This window comes from Pseudomonas sp. zjy_15 (assembly GCF_043101865.1).
Classification (GTDB): domain Bacteria; phylum Pseudomonadota; class Gammaproteobacteria; order Pseudomonadales; family Pseudomonadaceae; genus Aquipseudomonas; species Aquipseudomonas putida_Y.
Genome location: NZ_JBICII010000032.1, coordinates 13,715 through 30,531, shown reverse-complemented (window position 1 = coordinate 30,531; position 16,817 = coordinate 13,715). Strand labels below are relative to the sequence as shown.

The 16,817-nt window shown below is 61.7% G+C and carries 16 protein-coding genes; 6 read left to right on the top strand and 10 right to left on the bottom strand.

The window, feature by feature from the left end:
• Positions 1–14: 14 nt before the first annotated feature.
• The 3 genes from ACF8EF_RS05525 (at position 15) to pdxH (ending at position 2,889) form a co-directional block, all read left to right on the top strand.
• Entirely contained in the window at positions 15–1,160 is a 1,146-nt protein-coding gene (locus tag ACF8EF_RS05525) for a serine hydrolase domain-containing protein (RefSeq protein WP_176685320.1), read from the top strand.
• A 99-nt stretch (positions 1,161–1,259) separates the two neighbouring features.
• Positions 1,260–2,222 carry an OmpA family protein gene (locus ACF8EF_RS05520; RefSeq protein WP_176685319.1) on the top strand — a complete coding sequence of 321 codons (963 nt, stop codon included), beginning with the start codon at positions 1,260–1,262 and terminating at the stop codon, positions 2,220–2,222.
• A 19-nt stretch (positions 2,223–2,241) separates the two neighbouring features.
• Positions 2,242–2,889, top strand: coding sequence for a pyridoxamine 5'-phosphate oxidase (gene pdxH / locus ACF8EF_RS05515; protein ID WP_176685318.1), 648 nt, complete (start codon positions 2,242–2,244; stop codon positions 2,887–2,889).
• A gap of 39 nt (positions 2,890–2,928) precedes the next feature.
• On the opposite strand, the gene ACF8EF_RS05510 is transcribed toward pdxH, so the two are convergent.
• Positions 2,929–3,162 carry a hypothetical protein gene (locus tag ACF8EF_RS05510; RefSeq protein ID WP_176685317.1) on the bottom strand — a complete coding sequence of 78 codons (234 nt, stop codon included), beginning with the start codon at positions 3,160–3,162 and terminating at the stop codon, positions 2,929–2,931.
• Between the two features lie 147 nt (positions 3,163–3,309).
• Here ACF8EF_RS05510 and ACF8EF_RS05505 point away from each other — a divergent pair, with 147 nt between their 5' ends.
• On the top strand, positions 3,310–3,774 hold the full coding sequence (locus ACF8EF_RS05505; RefSeq protein WP_009684613.1) for a glycine zipper 2TM domain-containing protein: 465 nt from the start codon (positions 3,310–3,312) through the stop codon (positions 3,772–3,774).
• 69 nt (positions 3,775–3,843) lie between these two features.
• Here ACF8EF_RS05505 and nhaA read toward each other — a convergent pair whose 3' ends face one another.
• The 8 genes from nhaA to ACF8EF_RS05465 all read right to left on the bottom strand — a co-directional run bounded on the left by nhaA (position 3,844) and on the right by ACF8EF_RS05465 (position 12,642).
• Entirely contained in the window at positions 3,844–5,019 is a 1,176-nt protein-coding gene (nhaA, locus tag ACF8EF_RS05500) for a Na+/H+ antiporter NhaA (RefSeq protein ID WP_176685316.1), read from the bottom strand.
• 205 nt (positions 5,020–5,224) lie between these two features.
• The gene (locus tag ACF8EF_RS05495; protein ID WP_392460655.1) at positions 5,225–6,832 is read right to left on the bottom strand and encodes an NAD(P)/FAD-dependent oxidoreductase; all 1,608 of its coding nucleotides are present in this window, start codon (positions 6,830–6,832) and stop codon (positions 5,225–5,227) included.
• A gap of 103 nt (positions 6,833–6,935) precedes the next feature.
• Positions 6,936–7,610 (bottom strand): COG3650 family protein, encoded by a 675-nt coding sequence (locus tag ACF8EF_RS05490; protein ID WP_084850151.1) that lies wholly within the window; start codon positions 7,608–7,610, stop codon positions 6,936–6,938.
• Between the two features lie 88 nt (positions 7,611–7,698).
• Positions 7,699–8,400, bottom strand: coding sequence for an ABC transporter ATP-binding protein (locus tag ACF8EF_RS05485; protein WP_021785841.1), 702 nt, complete (start codon positions 8,398–8,400; stop codon positions 7,699–7,701).
• Entirely contained in the window at positions 8,401–9,168 is a 768-nt protein-coding gene (livG, locus tag ACF8EF_RS05480; protein ID WP_021785842.1) for a high-affinity branched-chain amino acid ABC transporter ATP-binding protein LivG, read from the bottom strand.
• A complete protein-coding gene (locus ACF8EF_RS05475) occupies positions 9,165–10,421 on the bottom strand; it encodes a high-affinity branched-chain amino acid ABC transporter permease LivM (protein WP_176685314.1) in 1,257 nt (418 codons plus the stop codon). The genes livG and ACF8EF_RS05475 overlap by 4 nt, the downstream gene beginning before the upstream one ends.
• The gene (gene livH / locus ACF8EF_RS05470) at positions 10,418–11,341 is read right to left on the bottom strand and encodes a high-affinity branched-chain amino acid ABC transporter permease LivH (RefSeq protein ID WP_008097482.1); all 924 of its coding nucleotides are present in this window, start codon (positions 11,339–11,341) and stop codon (positions 10,418–10,420) included. Before livH ends, ACF8EF_RS05475 begins: the two co-directional genes overlap by 4 nt.
• 185 nt (positions 11,342–11,526) lie before the next feature.
• A complete protein-coding gene (locus ACF8EF_RS05465; RefSeq protein ID WP_176685313.1) occupies positions 11,527–12,642 on the bottom strand; it encodes a branched-chain amino acid ABC transporter substrate-binding protein in 1,116 nt (371 codons plus the stop codon).
• 358 nt (positions 12,643–13,000) lie between these two features.
• On the opposite strand from ACF8EF_RS05465, the gene ACF8EF_RS05460 reads away from it, so the two are divergent.
• Both ACF8EF_RS05460 and ACF8EF_RS05455 read left to right on the top strand, forming a co-directional pair.
• Positions 13,001–13,306 (top strand): DUF2288 domain-containing protein, encoded by a 306-nt coding sequence (locus ACF8EF_RS05460; protein WP_176685312.1) that lies wholly within the window; start codon positions 13,001–13,003, stop codon positions 13,304–13,306.
• Positions 13,307–13,503: 197 nt separating this feature from the next.
• A complete protein-coding gene (locus tag ACF8EF_RS05455; RefSeq protein WP_176685311.1) occupies positions 13,504–14,391 on the top strand; it encodes an NAD(P)-dependent oxidoreductase in 888 nt (295 codons plus the stop codon).
• On the opposite strand, the gene ACF8EF_RS05450 is transcribed toward ACF8EF_RS05455, so the two are convergent.
• The gene (locus ACF8EF_RS05450; RefSeq protein WP_176685310.1) at positions 14,291–16,555 is read right to left on the bottom strand and encodes a bifunctional diguanylate cyclase/phosphodiesterase; all 2,265 of its coding nucleotides are present in this window, start codon (positions 16,553–16,555) and stop codon (positions 14,291–14,293) included. The two genes, ACF8EF_RS05455 and ACF8EF_RS05450, sit on opposite strands and share 101 nt — an antisense overlap.
• Between the last annotated feature and the right edge of the window lie 262 nt (positions 16,556–16,817).

The window sequence follows — 16,817 nt, the reverse complement described above, 5'->3', positions numbered from 1 at the left end:
ACGGAGAGCAGCGGGTGCAGATCCAGGGTCACTATGAGCTGAAGTTCGAAGCCGTGCGCGAAGCCTTTGCCGCGCTGTTCGATGATCCCCAGGAGCGTGGCGCCGCGCTGTGCATCCAGGTGGGTGGCGAAACCGTCGTTGACCTGTGGGCCGGCTGTGCCGACAAGGACGGCCAGCAGGCCTGGCACAGCGATACCATCGCCAACTTGTTCTCTTGCACCAAGACCTTCGCGGCCGTTACCGCCCTGCAACTGGTCGGCGAGGGCAAGCTGGCCCTCGATACCCCGGTGGCCAACTACTGGCCCGAGTTTGCCCAGGCGGGTAAGCAGTCGATCACTTTGCGCCAGTTGCTCAGCCACCGTGCCGGCTTGCCGGCCATTCGTGAGCTGCTGCCGGCCGAAGCTTTGTATGACTGGCAGGTCATGGTCGATGCCCTGGCCGCCGAGACTCCGTGGTGGACGCCAGGCACAGAACACGGCTATGCCGCCATCACCTATGGCTGGCTGATCGGCGAGCTGATCCGCCGTGCCGACGGCCGTGGCCCTGGCGACTCGATCGTGGCCCGTACCGCCCGCCCGTTGGGGCTGGATTTCCATGTTGGCCTGGCCGACGAAGAGTTCCACCGCGTGGCGCATATTGCCCGTGGCAAGGGCAACGCTGGAGATGCCGCAGCGCAACGCTTGCTGCAGGTGACCATGCGCGAGCCTGAGGCACTGTCGACCCGCGCCTTTACCAACCCGCCCGCGATACTGACCAGCACCAACAAACCGGAATGGCGACGCATGCAGCAGCCAGCGGCCAATGGCCATGGCAACGCACGCAGCCTGGCGGGGTTCTATGCCGGGCTGCTGGACGGCAGCCTGCTTGAATCCGAACTGCTCGATGAGCTGACCCGCGAGCATAGCCTCGGCCAGGATCGTACCTTGCTCACTCAGACCCGTTTCGGCCTGGGCTGCATGCTCGACCAGCCCGATGTGGCGAATGCCACCTTTGGTCTTGGCGCCCGCGCCTTTGGCCACCCCGGTGCCGGTGGCTCGGTCGGTTTTGCCGACCCGGAGCACGATGTGGCCTTCGGTTTTGTGGTCAATACCCTAGGCCCTTATGTGCTGATGGACCCACGGGCCCAGAAACTGGTGCGCGTTCTTGCCACTTGCCTTTGATCGGGTAATGCGGGTATTGCCACACCCCTTTGACTATCCTCAATGCCAAGGCCTGAAGTCCCTGGGCAAAATATCTTTCTATTTCATGGTGTATCGCTGATGTCTTCACATAAAACCTTAGCACTCGCCCTGTGCCTGACCGCCGTTACCGGCTGCGCCAGCCACTCCCCGGATGGCTCCAAGGTAGGTGGTTCCAGCTGGTGGCCTTTCGGTTCGGAAAAGGTTGCCGAGCAGGAAGTGAAGTCAGCCGTTACTGAAACCGTGGCCAAAGCCGATGCCAAATCCGAAAGCGCCAGCCGCTGGTGGTGGCCGTTTGGCGGTGACGACGAGCAAGCCAAGGGGCCGGTGGTGCCGAAGATTGATCAGAAGGCTACCCAGGCCTGGCTGGACGAATACGAGCCCAAGCTGCGTGAAGCGATCAAGGACAGCAAGCTGGAGCTGGAGCGTCGCGACAATGTGCTGGCGGTAACCCTGCCGGTAGACAGCTCATACAATCGTGATCGCCCGAACATGCTGCTGCCCCTGTCCCTGGGCCCGATCACCCGCGTCGCCAAGACTGTCGAAGGCGACCCCAAGACTGCCGTGCTGGTGCTGGGCCATGCCGACAGCAGCGGTGCCGCCGTTGCCAACCAGAAGCTCAGCCTGGAGCGCGCCGCTTCGGTATCGGCCATCTTCCGCCTCAGCGGCCTGCAGCGTGACCGCCTGACCCTCAAGGGTATGGGCTCGATGATGCCGCGCGCTGCCAACGACAGCGCCGAGGGGCGCTCCCTGAACCGCCGCGTGGAAATGTTGCTGACCCCGCAGAACACCATGGTTGCACTCCTGGCCAAATACCAGCAGGCCGCCCCGGCACCCGCCCCGGCCTCGATGGTGGCCGTGCAGGATGCCAAGGCTGCTGGCAGCAAGCCGGTCGCCAAGGCTGCGGCGAAGAAACCTGTAGCCAAGGCCAAAACACCAGCGAAGACTGCAGCCAAGAAAAAAGCTGCGCCAGCCAAGCCTGCTGCCAAGAAAGCTGCCGTTGACAAGAAAGTAGCTGCCAACAGCCCTGCGAAGACCAACTGATCGTCAAGGAACCGCAGTCATGACCCAATCCCTGGCCGATATGCGCCGCGACTACACCCGTGATGGACTGACCGAAGCCCAGGCACCGGGGGAGCCGTTTGCCCTGTTCCACCAGTGGTTCGCCGATGCGGTGAAAACCGAGCAGGTACCGGTGGAAGCCAACGCCATGACCTTGGCCACCGTGGACGGCGAAGGTCGCCCGCATTGCCGTGTATTGCTGTTGAAGGGGCTCGACGAGCAGGGGTTCACTTTCTTCACCAACTACGACAGCGCCAAAGGCCAGCAACTGCAAGCCAACCCCTTTGCGGCCATGACCTTCTTCTGGCCGGCGCTGGAACGTCAGGTACGCATTGAAGGTCGGGTGCAGAAGGTTACGGCGCAGGAGTCGGATGCCTACTACCAGGTCCGCCCGCTGGGCAGCCGTCTGGGGGCCTGGGCCTCGCCACAGAGCCGCGTGATTGCCGGGCGTGAGGAACTGGAGGGCCTGGTAAAGGCCACTGAAGCGCGTTTCTCCGACACCCAGCCGCATTGCCCTGAGCATTGGGGGGGATACCGTTTGTTGCCCGAGCGCATCGAGTTCTGGCAGGGGCGCGCAAGCCGCCTGCATGACCGGTTGAACTATCGGCTGGTGGATGGGCAGTGGCTGCGAGAGCGGCTGGCACCCTGAGTAACTGGGGCTGCCAAGCGGCCCCAGCCATCGATCAAGTTACCCCGGATATCCCGCCGCCTCGCGCTCCAACCACCCCGGTAGTTGCTTACGCCCTACCTTCTCCTGCCGCGCCTGCGCCAACCTTTCAAGCATGAACGCGCGTTTTTCAGGATCAGCCCCTGCCAGCGACAAGGCCAGGTCACGGTCCATCCAGCGGCGCATGCGCACATACAGCCACCAGTGAAAATACAGTCCCGTAACGGTGGTGACCACGACGATGAAGTAATCCATGGCTATTCTTGGTCTCACTTGAAAGGCCTTCGACACAGCCCGGCAGGCTGTACCCCGGCTGAATGAAAACAATTTTATTACGTTTGTACCGTGACAGCCGTCAATGTGCAGCGTCTAATGAGCACCTGACTTATGGAGACTTTACCCATGCGTAAATCCGCTTTGCTGGTGGCGACCTTTACCACCATGTCGCTGCTGCTGGGGGGCTGTGCCTCGAGCCTGACCGGTGACAGCTACTCCCGTGACGAAGCCCGCCGCGTGCAAACCGTGCGTATGGGCACCATCGAATCCCTGCGTCCGGTCAAGATCGAGGGCACCAAGACCCCGATTGGCGGCGGTGCTGGTGCCATCGTGGGCGGTGTAGCCGGCAGCGCCGTGGGCGGTGGCCGTGGCAGCATCGTGGCTGCCGTGATCGGTGCCGTGGCCGGTGGCTTGGCGGGTTCCGCAGCAGAAGAAGGCCTGACTCGTACCCAAGGTGTCGAAATTACCGTTCGTGAAGATGATGGCAGCATGCGCGCCTATGTGCAGGCCGTGCAGGAGAACGAAATCTTCCGTGTTGGCGACCGAGTGCGCATCATGACTGTAGACGGTACCAGTCGCGTTTCGCACTGACCGTAGTGCAGTAATAAAAACCCCGACATGGCTGCTGCCAGTCGGGGTTTTTCTTATGCTTCAGTCAAGTCAGGCAACGCTGGTTTTGCGGCTGGCCATCGCGGTGACAGCGTAGCCGATCACTGCGGCAAAGAACGAGCCAGTCAGAATACCCATGCGGTCCATGCCCGCGTAATCACTGCTACCCGGGGCGAAGGCGAGCGAGCCTACGAACAGGCTCATGGTGAAGCCAATGCCACAGAGTATCGCCACCCCCAGTATTTGCCCCCAACCAGCACCTGCAGGCAGCGAGGCCAGGCGCAGCTTGACCGCCACCCAGGTCAGGCCGAAAACCCCCACGGTCTTGCCCAGCAACAGGCCGACCGTGATGCCCATCGGCACTGGGTGGGTGAAGCTATCTACGGTCATGCCTGTCAGTGAAACGCCGGCATTGGCGAAGGCGAAAAGTGGCAGGATGGCATAGGCCACCCAAGGGTGCAGGGCGTGTTCCAGCGCCAGCAGAGGCGACGATTCAGCATGGCGTGTACGCAGCGGAATGCAAAAGGCCAGGGCGACACCGGCCAAGGTGGCATGCACACCACTCTTGAGTACGCAGACCCACAGGATCAGGCCAACGATCATGTAGGGTCCAAGCTTGACCACGCCAAGCCGGTTCATCGCCACCAGCACCACCAGACAGGCCGCAGCCAGCAGCAGTGACACACTCGACAGGGTGCCGGAGTAGAACAGGGCGATCACAATGATTGCACCCAGGTCGTCGATGATCGCCAGGGTCATCAGGAACAACTTCAGTGACACCGGTACGCGCTTGCCGAGCAGGGCCAGGACACCGAGGGCGAAGGCGATGTCGGTGGCGGTAGGGATTGCCCAGCCGGCCACGGCTGCGGGGTTGTCACGGTTGATGAACCAGTAGATCAGCGCTGGCACCACCATGCCGCCCACGGCTGCGGTGGCAGGCAGGATCACTTGTGAGGGCTTGGACAGGTGGCCGTCGACCACCTCGCGTTTGACTTCCAGGCCGATGAGCAGGAAGAACAGGGCCATCAGGCCGTCGTTGATCCACAGCAGCAATGGCTTGGCGATGTTCAGCGCGCCGATCTGGACGGCGACGGGTACGTCGAGCAAGCCGCTGTACAGGTAGGACAGTGGCGAGTTGTTGATGACCAGGGCCAGAACGGCGGCAGCGATCAGCAGCAGGCCGCTGGCGGCTTCCAGTTGGAAGAAACGGGTAAGCAGGCTACGCACGGGCTATAGGCCCTCCATGAGCAGTTTACGAAGGGTACGGGCGTACACCCTAGCCTGTGACGATGTTCCTTAAAACAAAAACCATATTCGTTTTTGTTATATGTTGTTGCCAGCAGGCCTTGGGGAAATCCGCCCCTGCGGGGAGACCACTGTTCCGTGCAGGAGCGGGGTCACCCGCGAAGAGGCCCTGTCATTCGATAAAGAATCAGAGGCCGAGCATATCCCGCGCCACCGCCTCGGCGATGCGAATGCCATCCACACCGGCTGACAGGATCCCGCCCGCATACCCGGCCCCTTCACCCGCCGGGAACAGCCCCTTGAGGTTCAGGCTCTGGTAATCCTCACCCCGGGTAATCCGCAGTGGCGACGAGGTGCGCGTCTCGATCCCGGTCAACACCGCATCATGCAGGTTATAGCCCTTGATCTGTCGGTCGAACGCTGGCAGTGCCTCACGGATCGCCTCGATGGCGAAGTCCGGCAGGCTCGGCGCCAGGTCGCCCAAGGTCACGCCCGGCTTGTAGGACGGCTCGACGCTGCCCAGAGCGGTGGAGGGGCGGCCGGCGACAAAGTCGCCCACCAGTTGCGCTGGGGCCTGGTAGTTGCTACCGCCCATTACATAGGCGTGCGCCTCCAGGCGCTCCTGCAGTTCGATACCGGCCAGCGGGCCACCCGGGTAGTCGCGCTCGGGATCGATGCCGACGACGATGCCGGAGTTGGCGTTGCGCTCGTTACGCGAATACTGGCTCATGCCGTTGGTGACGACTCGGCCTGGCTCGCTGGTGGCCGCGACCACGGTGCCACCCGGACACATGCAGAAGCTGTATACCGAGCGGCCGTTGCTGGCGTGGTAAACCAGCTTGTAGTCGGCGGCACCCAGTTTCGGGTGGCCGGCGTACTTACCCAGGCGCGCCTTGTCGATCAGCGTTTGCGGGTGCTCGATACGGAAGCCCACCGAGAACGGCTTGGCTTCCATGTAGACACCTTTGGCGTGCAACATGCGGAAGGTGTCACGGGCGCTGTGGCCCAGGGCCAATACCACATGGCGAGAGTGCAGTTGTTCGCCGCTTTCAAGCACGACACCGGTCAGTTGGCCACCTTCGATCAACAGGTCGGTGACCTTCTCCTGGAAGCGCACTTCGGCTCCCAGGGCGATCATGTCCTGGCGCATCTGTTCGACCATGCCGGTGAGGCGGAAGGTGCCGATGTGCGGCTTGTTGATGTACAGGATTTCGTCCGGCGCACCGGCCTTGACGAATTCTTCCAGCACTTTACGGCCGTGGTGTTGCGGGTCCTTGATCTGGCTGTAGAGCTTGCCGTCGGAGAAGGTGCCGGCGCCGCCTTCACCGAACTGCACGTTGGACTCAGGGTTGAGTACGCTTTTACGCCACAGACCCCAGGTGTCCTTGGTGCGCTGGCGAACTTCCTTGCCGCGTTCGAGGATGATCGGCTTGAAGCCCATCTGTGCCAGCAACAGGCCGGCAAAGATGCCGCACGGGCCGAAACCGACCACGATCGGGCGCTCCTGCAGGCCTGCCGGGGCCTGGCCGACGAACTTGTAGGTGACATCTGGCGCAGGGCCGATGTTGCGATCATCAGCGAACTTGCTGAGCAGCTCGGCCTCGTTGCTGGCTTCCAGGTCGATGGTGTAGATGAACAGCAGTTCGCTGTTCTTCTTGCGCGCATCGTAGCTGCGCTTGAACAGGTTGAAGCTGAGCAGTTGCTCGTCGCGGATGCCCAGGCGCTGGACGATGGCTTCGCGCAACGCTTCGTCAGGATGGTCCAGGGGCAGCTTCAGTTCGGTGATTCGTAGCATGGCAGGGTCCAGTATCCCGGCCATGGGCGGCCGGCGGCTTTACACAAACCGCCAAGTATAAGCTGTTCGCTGCCCCTACTGGCAGGATAAAAACGCCCGGTGATCAGTTGTCGCGTGCGCCGCCGTAGTAAGCACAGCCCTGCAAGGTCTTGCCGTCGATGCGCAGTTCGGCGCGCAGGTGGTGGATGGCGCCAGTGGCGATATCTGCACAGCGCTGCGGAGCGACCCACAGTTCCACGTGCTGGCCGTTGGCTTCGCTGGTCAGGGTCAAGCCACCACCGGGTACTTCTTCTTCCAGGAACGGCAAGGGTAGGGGGGGCTGGCCGATTCGCTCGATGACCATGCCCTTGCCGCTGGCCTTGATGTCCCAGTCCGGTTCATGGCCGTTGGCGCGCAGGGTCAGCTGCTTGAAGTTGGGGTCGTCGCAAGCGCGGGTGGAGGGTTCCAGGCGGTACAGGCGGCTGACCTCCAGCTGGCCGTCGTTGTCGGCCTGCTTGGCGCCAGTGAGGCGACCGCGCACGTCGGCGAACAACTTGGCGTTGGCGTCCTTGGCCAGGTTGGCGGCCTCCGGCAGGATGCCGGTGCCGGCGACGTCATTGATCACGAAGCGGCGTGCTTCGCTGCAGGGCTTGAACAACAGGCGGCCGCCATTGGCGCTCAGTTCGCCCTGCATGCGCGTGGTGCCGATGTTCGGGTCACGGGGCTGCTCAGCCAGTAACTGGCAGCCAGCGAACAGGGGCAGCAGGGCACTGAGCAGCAGGGTAGGGGTGAGGCGCATGGGGCGGGCTCCGGGGAATCTTTGCCAAAGAGCTGGCCACGATACACGTCCTGCAGGCAGAAAAAAGGGCCCGAAGGCCCTTTTTCATTCAACCCCCCAGGTACGCGTCGCGCACTTTCGGGTCGGTCAACAGTGCTTCCCCCGTACCCTGCATCACCACCCGACCGTTTTCCAGCACATAAGCCCGGTCAGCGATCTTCAGCGCCTGGTTGGCGTTCTGCTCCACCAGGAACACCGTCACGCCATCGCGGCGCAGCTGTTCGATGATGTCGAAGATCTGCTGGATGATGATCGGTGCCAGGCCCAGCGAGGGCTCGTCGAGCAGCAGCAGCTTGGGCTTGCTCATCAGTGCCCGGCCAATGGCGAGCATTTGCTGCTCGCCGCCGGACATGGTGCCGCCACGCTGCATGTAGCGCTCCTTCAGGCGCGGGAACAGTTGCAACACTTTGTCCAGTTGCTCCTGATAGTCGCCCTTGTCGGTGAAGAAACCACCCATTGCCAGGTTTTCCTCGACGGTCAGGCGGGCGAACACGCGGCGGCCTTCCGGCACGACGGCGATGCTTTTGCGCATGATGTGCGAGGACGGCTGGCCGACCAGTTCTTCACCCAGGTACTTGATGCTGCCACTGTGCGCCTGCGGCGAGCCGCACAGGGTCATGAGCAAGGTCGACTTGCCGGCACCGTTGGCGCCGATCAGGGTGACGATTTCGCCTTGGTTGATCTCCACGTTGACGCTGTGCAGCGCCTGGATCTTGCCATAGAAGGTGGAAACGTTTTCAAACTTCAGCATTTACGCTTCCCCCAGGTAGGCTTTGATCACATCAGGGTTATCGCGGATCTCTTCCGGCGTGCCGTGGGCCAGGGGGGTGCCCTGGTTGATGACCACGATATGGTCGGAGATGCTCATCACCAGCTTCATGTCGTGCTCGATCAGCAGCACGGTGACGCTGTGCGACTCACGCAAGTAGGCGATCAGGGCCTTGAGGTCTTCGGTTTCTTTCGGGTTCAGGCCTGCGGCTGGTTCGTCCAGCATGATGATGCGTGGCTGGGTCATCATGCAGCGGGCGATTTCCAGGCGGCGCTGCTGGCCGTAGGCAAGGGTGCCGGCGGTGCGGTTGGCGAACTCGGTGAGGTTGACCTTCTCCAGCCAGTACTGCGCACGCTCCAGGGCTTCCTTCTCGCTGCGGCGGAAACCCGGGGTCTTGAACAGGCCAGCGAAGAAGTTGGTGTTGAGGTGGCGGTGCTGGGCGATAAGCAGGTTTTCCAGCGCGGTCATTTCCTTGAACAGGCGCACGTTCTGGAAGGTTCGCACCACGCCCTTGCGCGCAATCTGGTGGCCGGCCAGGCCCTGGATCGGCTGGCCATCGAGCAGGATGGTGCCGCCGCTGGGCTTGTAAAAGCCGGTCAGGCAGTTGAACACGGTGGTCTTGCCGGCGCCGTTCGGGCCGATCAGCGCCACTACCTGTTTCTCCTTGACGGTCAGGCCCACGCCGTTGACCGCCAACAAGCCGCCAAAGCGCATGCTCAGGCCGCTGACTTGCAGAATTTCGCGGCTCATCGGGGCAGCTCCATCTGTGGACGTTGCATAGGCAGCAAGCCTTGCGGACGCCAGATCATCATCAACACCATCAGCGCACCGAACATCAGCATCCGGTATTCGCTGAACTCACGCATCAGCTCAGGCAGCAGGATCATCACGATGGCCGCGAGAATCACGCCCAGTTGTGAGCCCATGCCGCCAAGCACGACGATGGCGAGGATGATCGCCGACTCGATGAAGGTGAACGACTCCGGCGTCACCAAGCCTTGGCGCGCGGCGAAGAAGCTGCCGGCGAAACCGGCGAAGCAGGCACCCAGGGTGAATGCCGAGAGCTTGATCACGGTCGGGTTCAGGCCCAGTGCACGGCAGGCGATCTCATCTTCACGCAGTGCTTCCCAGGCACGACCGATCGGCATGCGCAGCAGGCGGTTGATCACGAACAAAGCCAGCAGGGCCAGCAGCAGGGCCACCAGGTACAGGAAGATGACCTTGTTGATCGAGTTGTATTGCAGCCCGAAGAACTCGTGGAAAGTCTGCATGCCCTCGGCTGCACGGCGTTCGAAAGTCAAGCCGAAGAGCTCCGGCTTGGGGATGTTGCTGATGCCGTTGGGGCCACCGGTCCAGTCGGTGAGGTTACGCAGGAACAGGCGGATGATCTCGCCGAAGCCGAGTGTCACGATCGCCAGGTAGTCACCGCGCAGGCGCAGCACCGGGAAGCCGAGCAGGAAGCCGAATGTGGCAGCCATCAGGCCGGCAATCGGCAGGCACACCCAGAAGCTCCAGCCCAGGTAGTGCGAGAGCATGGCATAGCTGTAGGCACCGACGGCATAGAAACCCACGTAGCCGAGGTCGAGCAGGCCTGCCAGGCCGACCACGATGTTCAGGCCCAGGCCCAGCAGCACGTAGATCAGGATCAGCGTGGCGATGTCGACCGCACCGCGAGAGCCGAAGAACGGCCATACCAGTGCCATCACGATCAACCCGATGATGACATAGCGCTGGGTCTTGGGCAGGGTGAGGTAGTTGCTGACTGCCGGGGGGATCAGCTTGCGATCCGAACGGCGGCCCATCACCGAACTCCACTGCTTGTCGAACAGCACGCGCAGGAACATCAGCACCGAACACACGGCGATGATGCTGATGGTGAACGAGCCCTGACTGTGCACGACCAGGCTGATGCCGTCGATGCTCAGTTTCAGGCCCAGCACCGGGAAGGCCACGGCCCAGACCAGCAAGGCGCTGAAGAACGCCTGTTTGAGATTTCTGTTCATACTTTTTCAACCTCCGGGCGGCCCAGGATGCCGGTCGGCCGGAACAGCAGGACAAGAACCAACAAGCCGAATGCCACCACGTCCTTGTACTGGTCACCGAATATGTCGGCGCCAAATGCTTCGGCTACACCCAGCACCAGCCCACCGAGCATGGCGCCCGGAATGCTGCCGATGCCCCCCAGTACCGCCGCGGTGAAGGCTTTCAGGCCCACCAGGAAGCCGGCGTTGGGGTTGATCACCCCGTACTGCATGCTCAGCAGCACGGCCGCCACGGCCGCCAGGGCGGCACCGATGACGAAGGTGAGGGCAATGATGTTGTTGGTGTTGATGCCCAGCAGGTTGGCCATCTTGATGTCCTCGGCACAGGCGCGGCAGGCGCGGCCCAGGCGGGAACGAGAGATGAACAGGGTGAGCAGTGTCATGGCCACCAGGGTGACGACGAACACCAGGATCTGCATGTAGCTGATCAGTACTTCTTCAGCACCGCCTGGCCCGAAGGAGAAACTCCCGGGGATCAGGTTGGGGATGGATTTATCCTTGGAGTCCTGCGAAAGCAAGACCGTGTTCTGCAGGAAAATCGACATGCCGATGGCGGAAATCAGCGGGATCAGACGGTTGCTGTTGCGCAGGGGGCGGTAGGCAACTCGTTCGATGCTGTAGCCATAGGCACTGGTGACGAAGATCGTCGCGACGAAGGCGACGGTCATCAGGATCGGCAGCGAATGGATACCCATCATGGCCAGACCCGCCAGGGCGATGAAGGCCACGTAGGAACCGATCATGTACACCTCGCCGTGGGCGAAGTTGATCATGCCAATGATGCCGTACACCATCGTGTAGCCGATGGCGATCAAGGCATAGGTGCTGCCGATGGTCAATCCATTAACCAGTTGTTGGAAGAAATGGTAGATCTCAGGCATTACAGCGCTCCTAAAAACCTGATTTGCATTTCACTGGCAGGGGTACGGCCAGGAAACCGCGGATGACGGTTTTAAGATTTTCAGGTGAGCCCGCCCCCGGATCGCGGGGATCGGGCCCATGAACCTCATAAAACGAAGCCCACTGCTCGCACAGTGGGCTCGTAGGTCAGCTATTAGTCACGCAGTTACTGAGGGGAGACTTCAGTCTTCGGCTTGCCGAAGTGCCATTCGTAGACCACGAACTTGAAGTCTTTCAGGTCGCCTTTCTTGTCGAACGACAGGTCGCCGGTCGGGGTCTTGAAGGTGCCTTCGTGGATGGCCTTGGCCACCTTCTCGGTATCATCGGAGCCGGCTTTCTTGATGCCTTGAGCGATCAGTTCGACGGCCGAGTAGGCAGGGAATACGAACGGGCCACTCGGGTCCTTGCCGTCAGCCTTGATGGCGTCGACGATCTTCTTGTTCTCCGGGTCTGCGTCGAACGACTTCGGCAGGGTGACCAGCAGGCCTTCGGAAGCGCCCTGGGCAATCTGCGAAATGGAGTCGTTACCCACGCCTTCCGGACCCATGAACTTGGCTTTCAGGCCTTTTTCCTGAGCCTGGCGCAGGATCAGACCCAGCTCTGGGTGGTAGCCGCCGTAGTAGACGAAGTCGACATTGTTCTGCTTGAGCTTCTGGATGATCGAGGAGAAGTCCTTGTCACCAGCGTTCAGGCCTTCGAATACGGCAACCTTGGTGCCTTTGCTTTCCAGGGTCTGCTTGACGGCGGTGGCGATGCCTTCACCGTACTGCTGCTTGTCGTGCAGGACGGCAACGACCTTCGGCTTGACGTGGTCGGCGATGTAGTTGCCGGCTGCCGGGCCCTGGGCGCTGTCCAGGCCGATGGTGCGGAAGATCAGCTGGTAACCACGGGCGGTGATTTCCGGGCTGGTGGCGGCGGGGGTGATCATGATCACGCCTTCGTCTTCGTAGATGTCGGACGCAGGTTGGGTGGAGCTGGAGCACAGGTGGCCGACGACGAACTTGACGCCATCGTTGACCACTTTGTTGGCGACTGCCACGGCCTGTTTAGGGTCGCACGCGTCGTCGTATTCCTTGGCTTCGAGCATCTTGCCATCGACGCCGCCCGCGGCGTTGATATCCTTGATGGCTTGCTTGGCGCCGATGAACTGCATGTCGCCGTACTGGGTCACAGGACCCGTCTTGGGACCGGCGATGCCGATCTTGATGGTATCGGCGGCAAACGAATGGCTGGCTACCCCGGCCAGAACCATTGCGGCGAACAGCTTGGAAATCTTGATCATAGTGCTCCACTCATTCTGTTGTAATTCTTATAGTCCTGGCGGCCAGGGCTACAGACCGGGCGGGATTCGCGGCGTGGCCATGCCAACGCGCAAGCCCACCTTCCCCCGGAACATGTCCCGGAACTGTACCGGTACAGTGTAGAGCGCTGTTCGAGCGCTTGAAAAGCGGTCGAAAAGTGCGTCTTTCCTGTGTTGTCGCTTGATCGACAGAAAGATACAGAAAGGCGCCATCAAACTGCCTGCATCTGCGACCCCGTCCCACAAACCCGGGGTCAATCGACCAAATTACATATTTGAAACCGGGTTTTTCTGCAAAAATGCCGGCCTTTTTATTGGCCGACTTTTGCGGATACCGCCCATGACTGATCAAACAAGCACCCTCTATGCCAAATTGCTTGGCGAGACGGCAATCATCGAGTGGAAAGCGCTGGAGCGTTTTTGGGCCAAGGGTGACCTGATTTGGGTCGACCCCAGCCTTGACCTGATCGCTGTTGCCGAGGCGATGGCCGAGAATCGCAGCGAGATCTTCGCCAAGTGGCGTAGTGATGGCACCGTTGGGCCGGTGTCGGCCGAGCAGGCATTGGACCTGCAAAGCCGCGAGCCAGAGATCTGGGCGGTGGTGGTGTCGCCGTTCATCGTGATCCAGGTGAAGTGCCAGGAATAAGCGTGATCTTTTTTGGTGCGCAAAAATACGCATCAGCGCCGTTTTGGTGATTGAAAGCAATCAGGATGGGTAGAGGGAAGTAACAATTCGGCGTGGCGGTAACAGTTTACGGGATGCGTAATGTGGCACCGTTGTGCCAGGCGCCACCGGGATCGTCGCCAATCTGGGAAATGTTCGAATCAGTCAGGAGTTTATCGATGAGCACTGCACGACCTTCGCTTGGATTCGCCGGCATCGGCCTGATGGGCCTGCCCATGTGCCGCCGCCTGCTGGCAGCGGGTTATCCATTGACGGTTTGGAACCGCAGCCCGGACAAGTGCGCCGCCTTGGTCGCTGCTGGCGCTCGCCTGGCCAACAGCCCGGCCGAATTGTGCCGTGACAGCGACATGGTGCTACTGTGCCTGGCCGACACGGCGGTGGTGCGTGAAGTGGTGTTCGGTGAGCAAGGCATTGCCCAAGGCGGGCGCAGCGGCCAGTTGCTGATCGATTTCTCTAGCCTGGAACCCACCGCCACCCGTGAAATGGCCGCCGAGCTGGCGGCACTGTGCGGCATGGCGTGGCTGGATGCACCTGTATCTGGCGGTACGCCCGGTGCCGAAGCTGGCACGCTGGCGATCATGGTTGGTGGTGAAGCGGCCGACCTGCAGCGTGCACGCCCGGTGCTGCAGGTGCTTGGTCAGCGCGTGACGCATATGGGGGCGGTAGGCGCGGGCCAGGTGACCAAGGCTTGCAACCAGATGATCGTCGCGTGCAATGCCCTGGTAATTGCAGAAGTGGTGGCACTGGCCGAACAGTCGGGCGTGGATGCGACGCTGATCGCTGAAGCGCTGGCCGGTGGTTTTGCCGATTCCAAGCCATTGCAGATTCTTGCGCCGCAAATGGCCGAGAGCCGCTTCGAGCCGATCAAGTGGCACGTACGCACGCTGCTCAAGGACCTCGATGGCGCGGTCAAGTTTTCCCGCGAGCAAGGCTCAGCAACGCCACTCAGTGGCCTTGCCGCGCAACTGATGCGGTTGCACGGTAGCCAGGGTTACCTGCAAAAAGATCCGGCGACCCTGGTAGAGCTGTACCGCAACAAGGAGTGATCCGGCCACTCTGGCGCTGCAACCGCTCCAGCAGAGGACGCAACTCGGCCAGCGGTACGGGGCGCCCCAACAGGTAGCCCTGCAGGTAGTCGCAACCATGGCTTTCGAGGAAAGCCTGCTGCTCGGCGGTTTCCACGCCCTCGCTGACTACCCGCAGGTGCAGGGTATGCGCCATGGCGATGATTGCCTGGACAATTTCGCGGTCTTTCTGGCTGCCCGGTACATCCTGCAGGAAGGTGCGGTCGATCTTCAGTACATCCAGCGGCAGGCGTTTGAGGTAGGCCAGTGACGAGTAGCCGGTACCAAAATCGTCGATCGAAAGTGCCACCCCCAAGGCCCGGACGCGTTTGAGCAGGCTGACCGTGCGCTGGATATCGCCCACCAGGGCGTTCTCGGTCACTTCCAGCTCCAGATGGCGCGGCGCAAGGCCGGCGTGGAGCAGCGCCTTTTCAACTTCGTTGGGCAGTTCGTCGTGGCTGAGGGTGACTGCCGAGCAATTGACCGTGACCTTGACTTCGCCGCAGCCGTGACGCTGCAAGCGGGCCAGGTCGGCACAGGCGTGGCGAAGCACCCACAGGTCCAGGTCGATGATCAGTCCGTTGGCTTCGGCAATGCCGACAAAACGGTCGGGCCCGAGCAGGCCGTGTTGAGGATGCTGCCAGCGTACCAGCGCTTCCAGTTTGGCCACTTGCCCACTGCGCAGGTCGAAGATCGGCTGGTAGTACACACGCAGCCCACGCTCTTCGAGCAGGGCCAGGCGCAGCTCTTCTTCCAGTTGCAAGGCGATCGACGCGCGGGCCTTCAGGCTGTCATTGAAGAAGTTCAGGCTGTTGCGCCCGTTGTCCTTGGATTGGTAGAGGGCCAGGTCGGCATGCTTGAGCAGCTCTTCGGCTGTGCCGCCATCGTCCGGGAAGATACTTACACCGATGCTGGTGGTCATGACCATGCGCCGCCCGCCCAGGTCGATGGGGTCTTTCATCCGTTGCATGATGCGCTGGGCCAGGTGGCGGGCTTCGTCGCGGCTGTTCAGGCTGGTGACCACACAGAATTCGTCGCCACCAAAGCGCGCAACCAGGTCGTGGCTGCGGGTAGCGGCCTTGATGTGGTTGGCGATCACCTTGAGCAGCTCGTCACCGGCGTCGTGGCCGAGGCTGTCGTTGATGCGCTTGAAATGGTCGATGTCGAGGAACATCACGGCCAGGCGGTTTTCACTGGCCTGATGTTCGACCAGGCGCTCGGCGAATACCTGGTTGAATCCACGGCGGTTGAGCAGGTTGGTCAGGGCGTCGTAGTGCGCCGCCTGCTGCAGCGAAGCGCGGGCCTGGTCCAGTTGGCTGAGCAGCACGCTGACCCGGCGCAGGTCGTGCTCCTTGCTTTGCAACTTCTTGTCGGCCAGTGCGGCGCTGATGCTGGCACCACTGATCAGCAGGGTGATGAAGCCGATGCCCAGTCCCAGTTGCAGGCTGTTGTCGCCAGACGGTAGGCGCAGTGCGGTATCGGCAGGGATGATCAGGGTCATGGCCGACATCGCGGTGAAATGAGTGGCGACGATGCCGCCGGCCATCAGCAGGCTGGCGCCGTACTTCATGGCCTGGTACAGGGTGCCGCTGCCATTGCGCAAGTAGCGGGCCAGGTACAGCGCGGTCAGGGCGGTAAGCAGGGCAATGGCGGCAGAGGCAAGTAGCAAGCCGGTCTGGTAGTACTGGCGGGCACCCGTTTCCATTGCGGCCATGCCGACAAAATGCATGAGGATGATGCCCAGGCCGATCAGCACTGCGCTCGGCACAAAGTGGTACGCGCGCATCTTGCTGCGTTCGAGGCTGTGCATGGCCAGCCAGGCCACGCACAATGCGATGAGCAGTGAAAGAATGGTCAGGGATACGTCGTAGTGCACTTCTACCGGGGCCCGAAAAGCCAGCATGCTGATGAAGTGCATGGCCCATATACCGCCTGCCAGGCAGCAGGCTCCCAGCATGTTCCATTGCCGGTGGGCGGTCGGGTCGTCGCTGTGGGACTGGCGCTCGGCCATGTCGAGGGTGGCTAGACAGGCCGCGCAAGCAACGAAATAGGCGAGCAGAACCAAGAACGGTTCATGACGGCAGTCGATGACGATGCGCCCGGTTGCGGGAAGATCGGCGAACAGTTGCAGCCCCAGCCATTCCATGGAATGCCTCTTGATCGAGTCTTCACTCGTCTGCGCTACAACCCTGTGCAGACTGTCCAGAGGCAGTATAGGAAGGAGTATTTAAGCCTTCCTGACTAATGGCACAATGATTTCTACGATTTGGTTATCACTGTAATCGCAGTCAGGAATATTGCTTGCCCGGTCAGAGCGGGCGTGCCCGCGAAGAATCCAGCACGGTGGCTGTCACCGACTGCGCCGGTGTTCGCGGGCCGCCCGCTCCCACAAGGGCAGCGGTGCCTGG

Bases quoted from the DNA above. Each gene is read 5' to 3' on its own strand.
- ACF8EF_RS05520 (WP_176685319.1), top strand. From the start codon at position 1,260: ATGTCTTCACATAAAACCTTAGCACTCGCCCTGTGCCTGACCGCCGTT.
- pdxH (WP_176685318.1), top strand. From the start codon at position 2,242: ATGACCCAATCCCTGGCCGATATGCGCCGCGACTACACCCGTGATGGA.
- ACF8EF_RS05510 (WP_176685317.1), bottom strand. From the start codon at position 3,162: ATGGATTACTTCATCGTCGTGGTCACCACCGTTACGGGACTGTATTTT.
- ACF8EF_RS05505 (WP_009684613.1), top strand. From the start codon at position 3,310: ATGCGTAAATCCGCTTTGCTGGTGGCGACCTTTACCACCATGTCGCTG.
- ACF8EF_RS05495 (WP_392460655.1), bottom strand. From the start codon at position 6,832: ATGCTACGAATCACCGAACTGAAGCTGCCCCTGGACCATCCTGACGAA.
- ACF8EF_RS05490 (WP_084850151.1), bottom strand. From the start codon at position 7,610: ATGCGCCTCACCCCTACCCTGCTGCTCAGTGCCCTGCTGCCCCTGTTC.
- ACF8EF_RS05485 (WP_021785841.1), bottom strand. From the start codon at position 8,400: ATGCTGAAGTTTGAAAACGTTTCCACCTTCTATGGCAAGATCCAGGCG.
- livG (WP_021785842.1), bottom strand. From the start codon at position 9,168: ATGAGCCGCGAAATTCTGCAAGTCAGCGGCCTGAGCATGCGCTTTGGC.
- ACF8EF_RS05475 (WP_176685314.1), bottom strand. From the start codon at position 10,421: ATGAACAGAAATCTCAAACAGGCGTTCTTCAGCGCCTTGCTGGTCTGG.
- livH (WP_008097482.1), bottom strand. From the start codon at position 11,341: ATGCCTGAGATCTACCATTTCTTCCAACAACTGGTTAATGGATTGACC.
- ACF8EF_RS05465 (WP_176685313.1), bottom strand. From the start codon at position 12,642: ATGATCAAGATTTCCAAGCTGTTCGCCGCAATGGTTCTGGCCGGGGTA.
- ACF8EF_RS05460 (WP_176685312.1), top strand. From the start codon at position 13,001: ATGACTGATCAAACAAGCACCCTCTATGCCAAATTGCTTGGCGAGACG.
- ACF8EF_RS05455 (WP_176685311.1), top strand. From the start codon at position 13,504: ATGAGCACTGCACGACCTTCGCTTGGATTCGCCGGCATCGGCCTGATG.
- ACF8EF_RS05450 (WP_176685310.1), bottom strand. From the start codon at position 16,555: ATGGAATGGCTGGGGCTGCAACTGTTCGCCGATCTTCCCGCAACCGGG.